A 5481-nucleotide genomic window follows, 5' to 3' on the forward strand; every position below is an offset into this window, starting at 1 on the left:
GAATAAGATCTTTTCATTTTCCTCATAAAGACAGATGCTACCAAGCGTATGTCCTGGGGTGTGGATCACTCTTAGTCTCATTTCACCAACCTCAATTATATCACCATCGTTCAAAATTATATCCGGCTTAACCCCCTCAATTCTGAAAGGAAGTTCATATAGAACAGATTTTGGATCCTCAAGCAGATGTGCATCTTTTTGATGGATAGCAACTTTTGCAGCCGTCAGCCGAATAATTTCAGCATCATCTGCGATGTGATCCCAGTGTCCATGTGTATTAATTAAGCAAAGAATTTCACAATCTCTTTTTTTTGCCTCATTTACAATTTCTTCTGCTGAATCTTTCGGTGCATCAATTACAACCGCATAATTACTTTTTTCATCAATTACAAGGTAACCAATTGTCAAAAGCGGACCGGATTCAAAAGCTTTAACTATCATCGGAAACCATATTTTATTTTTAAAATTCTTCCCTCGTCTTACTTGAAAAAATACTCACAACCATATCTTTATACGAACTGACATTGTCAATTTCATCCTTTGCTATCCTTGAAAATTGATGCAATCCATCAAGGACAAATTCCATCGCAGTTGCCATGGCATATTTATCGTTTTCATCAATTTTAAGATACTTTTTCACAATTTCTTTTAATCCTTTCACCTTGCAAAGCTCAGCGTAAAACTCATTGATTGGCATCTCATCTGAGATCTCTATCTTATTCCCATTTTCAAACCATGCAATTATTTGAGCATATTCTTGATGCCCAGATTGTTGCTGTGCTTGTCCTCTTCCCCTCTCCTCATAAGAGTGATATCTCGTTTTTGGCAATGGATCTGGAAAGTATTTTTTAAATACCTCTCTTATCGCTTTTCCAATTAACGCTTTGCTCACCTTAACACTTCCCTCCTGCTCACCCTCAAAAACAAGCTCAACTTTCCCTGTTATCCCAGGCAAAATAAAATTTAAATCACAAATTCTGGGATAAATGATATCCTCGTTAAATTTTATAGCCCTTCTCTCAGCGTTGCTCACGAGATTTTCCATACAAGAAATGGTTAATCTTGCGCTCACACCAGATTTTTGATCCACAAACTCGCTCGTTCTCGCTTGAAAAGCTATCTGCTCAATTATTTCTTTGAAATAATGCGGAATTATAACTTTTTTACCAGAATCTCTATTTATCCAAGCCTCTTGTTCAGTAATTTTAATTCCATCTTCAATTGTCCTTGGATAATGAGTCAATATCTGCGATCCAATTCTATCTTTTAAAGGTGTGATTATATTTCCACGGTTTGTGTAATCCTCCGGATTCGCTGTGAAAATTATCATTATGTCAAGCGGAATTCTTATATTAAATCCTCTAATTTGAATATCTCGCTCTTGCATGATGTTGAATAATCCGACCTGGATTCTCGGTTGGAGATCCGGAAGCTCGTTTATAACAAATATACCACGGTTCGTTCTTGGAATTATCCCCCAGTGGATAACCCCTTCGTGTGAATAATAGAGCTTTTGTGTTGCTGTCTTTATTGGGTCAATATCCCCAATTAAATCTGCAATTGTCACATCTGGAGTTGCAAGTTTTTCACCATACCTTCTTTCCCTTGGGAGCCATTCAACTTCAACATCATCTCCATACTCTTTTACAAGATCAACGCATCTTTTACAAAGCGGTTTATATGGGTTGTCGTTTATCTCACACCCTTTAATTATTGGGATATATTCATCAAGAAGGTTCACAAACAATCTTGCAATTTTTGTCTTTGCTTGTCCCCTTAAACCAAGTAGGATAATATCGTGTTTTGAAAGTATTGCATTTACTATTGCAGGAATCACAGTTTTATCATACCCAATTATTCCGGGGAAAAGTGTTTCGTTATTTTTTAATTTTTGAATTACATTCCTCCGTAATTCCTCCTTAACAGAAACAACTTTATATCCCGAACGCTTTAATTCTCCTATTGTTTTAGCAAATTTCATTTTTAAAATTTAAATTTTGTTGTTGTATTTTTACCTAAAAACAAGATAATAAATCAAATGAAACATCAAAAAATTTTGATAATCAGGTTAAGTTCTATTGGGGACATCGTGCTTTCAACTCCGCTTATAAGAGTGTTAAGAAATAAATTCCCAAACTCACAAATTGATTTTATCATAAAGAAAGAATTTTCAGAACTTTTAAAATATAATCCAAACCTTACGAATTTGATTGAATTTAACACTGAAAATGGTTTCAAAGAACTGTTAAGATTAAAAAGTCAAATTTTAAAGGAAAATTACGATTTAATTATTGACATCCACAATAATTTAAGGAGCATATTTTTAAGAATGTTCACAGGTGCGCATGTGGTCAGAATAAATAAGCGAGTTTTCAAAAGATTCCTTTTGGTAAAATTTAAAATCAATTTATACAAAAATGCAATTCATGTAGTTGACCGCTATATTGAAACTTTATCTAATTTTTCTATCAAAAATGATAACCAGGGTCTTGAGATATTTGTTCCTGAAGATACGATTGAAATAGCGAAAAACAAAATAAATTTTTCCGATAAAAATCTCTACATAGCAATTGCCCCATCCGCAAAGCACGAAACGAAAAGATGGTTACCCGAAAGATTTGCTCAGCTTGGGGATAAACTTGCTGAAAAATTTAAAGCCAAGATCATCTTACTTGGTGGGAAAGAAGATGAAGATAGGTGTAGATTCGTTGAAGAAATGATGGTGAGCAAACCGATAAATCTATGCGGTAAAACAACACTTCTTGAATCAGCTGCTGTGTTATCTATGTGTAAATTGCTTGTCACAAATGATTCAGGATTAATGCATATTGGATCTGCGATGAAGACAAAAATTGTGGCAATTTTTGGGTCAACAGTAAAAGAATTCGGCTTTTCCCCATATGGTGTTGAAAATATCGTGATTGAAAAAAATATACCTTGCCGACCCTGCTCCCACATAGGAAGGAATAAATGCCCCGAAGGACATTTTAAATGCATGAGGGATATTCAAGTTGAGGATGTTTTCAATGCATGCGCCATTTTACTGAGATAATTTCCTGTTTCACTACCTCCCCATCTAACTTTGAAACAACCCTTGAATTTGGATTACCAAAAGAATCATATGTGAAACTCTCAATTTACAACATAATTGGGCAAGAGATTAAAATATTAATTGACGAGGTAATGAATGCGGGCAAATATAAAATAAACTTTGACGCAGATAAATTTTCTTCTGGTGTATATTTTTATGTGTTAAAGACCAATGATAGAATACTAAAGCGAAAAATGGTTCTAATCAAATAATAAAAATAAAACAGGGTGCGAAGAGCACCCTGTTTTGTTTGTCTTTAATTATCTCACATTTGAACTCTTATATATAAACTTGCCCCTGATTATATTCCATATAAGATATAGTTTTACTACATATTCGTTCCAGACTTTTGAATGCTTTATTGACAGAATCCCTATGAAGGAGAATCCAGCAAAAAACATTACTTGAAAAGGTATCGCAGCAAGTTCAAGATAATACACACTTACCATCATTCCAGCGAACATATATAGTGCAAGCAAAATTTCAACATATGTTACCCATTCAACTCGGGATGCAACATATTTTTTCGTTTCCCATTTTTCTTCTTCACTTTCAATCCCATATTTTGGTGTCCTTACAAATTCAGTTTTTTTCCTCAATAAGGCTAAGATAACAGCCCTTGTGTTATTAACGGCAAGACCCATGCTTCCAGCAAGAAAAAGAGGAAACAAAATTATCTTATCCTTCCAATTGCTGTAAATTTCCCTTTGAGCAAGTGTATAAACAAGAAATGGACCAAAAAAAGGTAGAACGAAAGCACCCATAATGAAATAATACCAATTATAATCTCCGCTCTCTTTTATCACAACAACCATTGGATTAAGCAAAGCAGTCAAAAGGATAAAAGGAAAGACAAAATTGTTTGTTAACTGAAATGTCGCTTCAAGTTTAAGCTTTAGTGGTAGATTTTCACGCCATATCTCTTTCAGATATTTTAACCCAACCTCAATCGCACCCTTGGTCCAGCGGAACTGCTGAGACTTAAGGGCATTTATTTCAGCAGGTAATTCAGCTGGTGAAACAACATCCTTCAAAAATATAAACTTCCATTTTTTAAGTTGAGCCCTATAGCTCAAATCCATATCCTCTGCAAGCGTATCAGTTTCCCAACCACCTGCATCCTCTATACATGATTTCCTCCATATACCACCTGTCCCATTAAAGGTTATAAAAAATCCCGACTCATTTCTTACATATTGCTCCATTATGAAATGCCCATTCAAGGCAAGTGCCTGCGCCTGAGTCAAAAGAGAATAATTATCATTCAAATGTTCCCATCTTGTCTGAACCATTCCGATATTTCCATCAAGATAAAAATATGGTAATGTCTTCTTTAAAAAATCCGACTTCGGAACAAAGTCAGCGTCAAAAATTGCAATAAAATCACCTTTAGCAAATTTTAAACCATATTTCAAAGCACCAGCCTTAAACCCTTCTCTCGTCCCTCTTCGTATATGCTCAATATCAAAACCCTTCCTTTTCAACTCCATCACCTTTAAAGCAACTACCTGAACAGTTTCATCCGTTGAATCATCAAGAACTTGAATTTGTAATTTCTCCTTCGGATATTCAATCCTGCTCACAGCATCAAGAAGGCGAGATACAACATATAATTCATTGTAAATTGGAAGTTGAATTGTTACATTTGGATAATTTTTCTCGTCCCCAAAGAGTTCTTCAAGCGTTTTAGGGCTTAACTTTCTTTTCCTTCCCTCAGCTTCTTCCTTTTTATTTTTGAAGTAATAATAAACAAGGACAAAACCATGAGAGCCAAAAACAGAAAGAACAAGAATTGAAACAAAGTAAAGCGCAAGAACAAAAATTTCTAACATTAATATCCCTTTAGTTTATTTTTACCAATTTGCTACAGTTGCAAGTAAAATGTCCTCAGAGAGTTTTTCTATCGCTTGCTGAATTCCTAATTGTAAATTTGCCTGTATATTTCCCTCAAGTTCATACTCTCCCCAATTTGAAAATGTTCTCTCCCAAACCCTTACACGCTTGACCATATCATAAAAACTCACTTTAACAGTTATAGTTATCCTTGATTTCATAACTTTTTCACCAGTTCCAACAACAACTGGGTTATCCTGGACGCTCACGATAACTCCTTCAAGAATTGAATTTGCGGTGTTTTTATCAGCGACTTTCAAGGTGTTATCTTGGATAAATCTTTCAACAATTTTATTCGTCAATTCTTCTCTTAAAGTTGCTCTTCCATAACCGCTTTGATCGTCAAACACGGGTATAGCTATAGTTTTCAAATGTGATGGCACTGACGCACCTGTAAACGAATACCTACATCCGTAAATAGATAATGCAATCGCAAATATAACAAATTTTAATTTAACAATAAAATTATTTTTTCTGCCTTTCTTCCTCAAGCCCGT

6 protein-coding genes are annotated in these 5481 nt (G+C 34.7%); 2 read left to right on the top strand and 4 right to left on the bottom strand.

Annotation, left to right across the window (positions count from 1 at the left end):
- Both AT685_RS00210 and AT685_RS00215 read right to left on the bottom strand, forming a co-directional pair.
- Positions 1 to 441: MBL fold metallo-hydrolase (locus AT685_RS00210; protein ID WP_072151070.1), on the bottom strand; the 441-nt coding region annotated here is incomplete at its 3' end.
- A 19-nt stretch (positions 442 to 460) separates the two neighbouring features.
- Positions 461 to 1981, bottom strand: coding sequence for a sigma 54-interacting transcriptional regulator (locus tag AT685_RS00215; protein ID WP_072151071.1), 1521 nt, complete (start codon positions 1979 to 1981; stop codon positions 461 to 463).
- A gap of 57 nt (positions 1982 to 2038) precedes the next feature.
- On the opposite strand from AT685_RS00215, the gene waaF reads away from it, so the two are divergent.
- Both waaF and AT685_RS00225 read left to right on the top strand, forming a co-directional pair.
- Positions 2039 to 3052 (top strand): lipopolysaccharide heptosyltransferase II, encoded by a 1014-nt coding sequence (gene waaF / locus AT685_RS00220; protein ID WP_072151072.1) that lies wholly within the window; start codon positions 2039 to 2041, stop codon positions 3050 to 3052.
- Complete coding sequence (locus AT685_RS00225; protein WP_072151073.1) at positions 3031 to 3303, top strand: T9SS type A sorting domain-containing protein; 273 nt, start codon at positions 3031 to 3033, stop codon at positions 3301 to 3303. Before waaF ends, AT685_RS00225 begins: the two co-directional genes overlap by 22 nt.
- 48 nt (positions 3304 to 3351) lie before the next feature.
- Here AT685_RS00225 and AT685_RS00230 read toward each other — a convergent pair whose 3' ends face one another.
- Positions 3352 to 4923 carry a cellulose synthase family protein gene (locus tag AT685_RS00230; protein ID WP_072151074.1) on the bottom strand — a complete coding sequence of 524 codons (1572 nt, stop codon included), beginning with the start codon at positions 4921 to 4923 and terminating at the stop codon, positions 3352 to 3354.
- A gap of 21 nt (positions 4924 to 4944) precedes the next feature.
- Positions 4945 to 5481, bottom strand: a 537-nt coding sequence (locus AT685_RS00235; RefSeq protein WP_234696204.1) for an LptE family protein, incomplete at its 5' end; no start/stop codon positions are given.

It is taken from the genome of Candidatus Kryptobacter tengchongensis, assembly GCF_001458555.1.
Lineage (GTDB): Bacteria > Bacteroidota > Ignavibacteria > Kryptoniales > Kryptoniaceae > Kryptonium > Kryptonium tengchongense.

Excerpts from the sequence above, each read along its gene's own strand:
- AT685_RS00215 (WP_072151071.1), bottom strand. The coding sequence starts at position 1,981 with ATGAAATTTGCTAAAACAATAGGAGAATTAAAGCGTTCGGGATATAAA.
- waaF (WP_072151072.1), top strand. The coding sequence starts at position 2,039 with ATGAAACATCAAAAAATTTTGATAATCAGGTTAAGTTCTATTGGGGAC.
- AT685_RS00225 (WP_072151073.1), top strand. The coding sequence starts at position 3,031 with ATGCGCCATTTTACTGAGATAATTTCCTGTTTCACTACCTCCCCATCT.
- AT685_RS00230 (WP_072151074.1), bottom strand. The coding sequence starts at position 4,923 with ATGTTAGAAATTTTTGTTCTTGCGCTTTACTTTGTTTCAATTCTTGTT.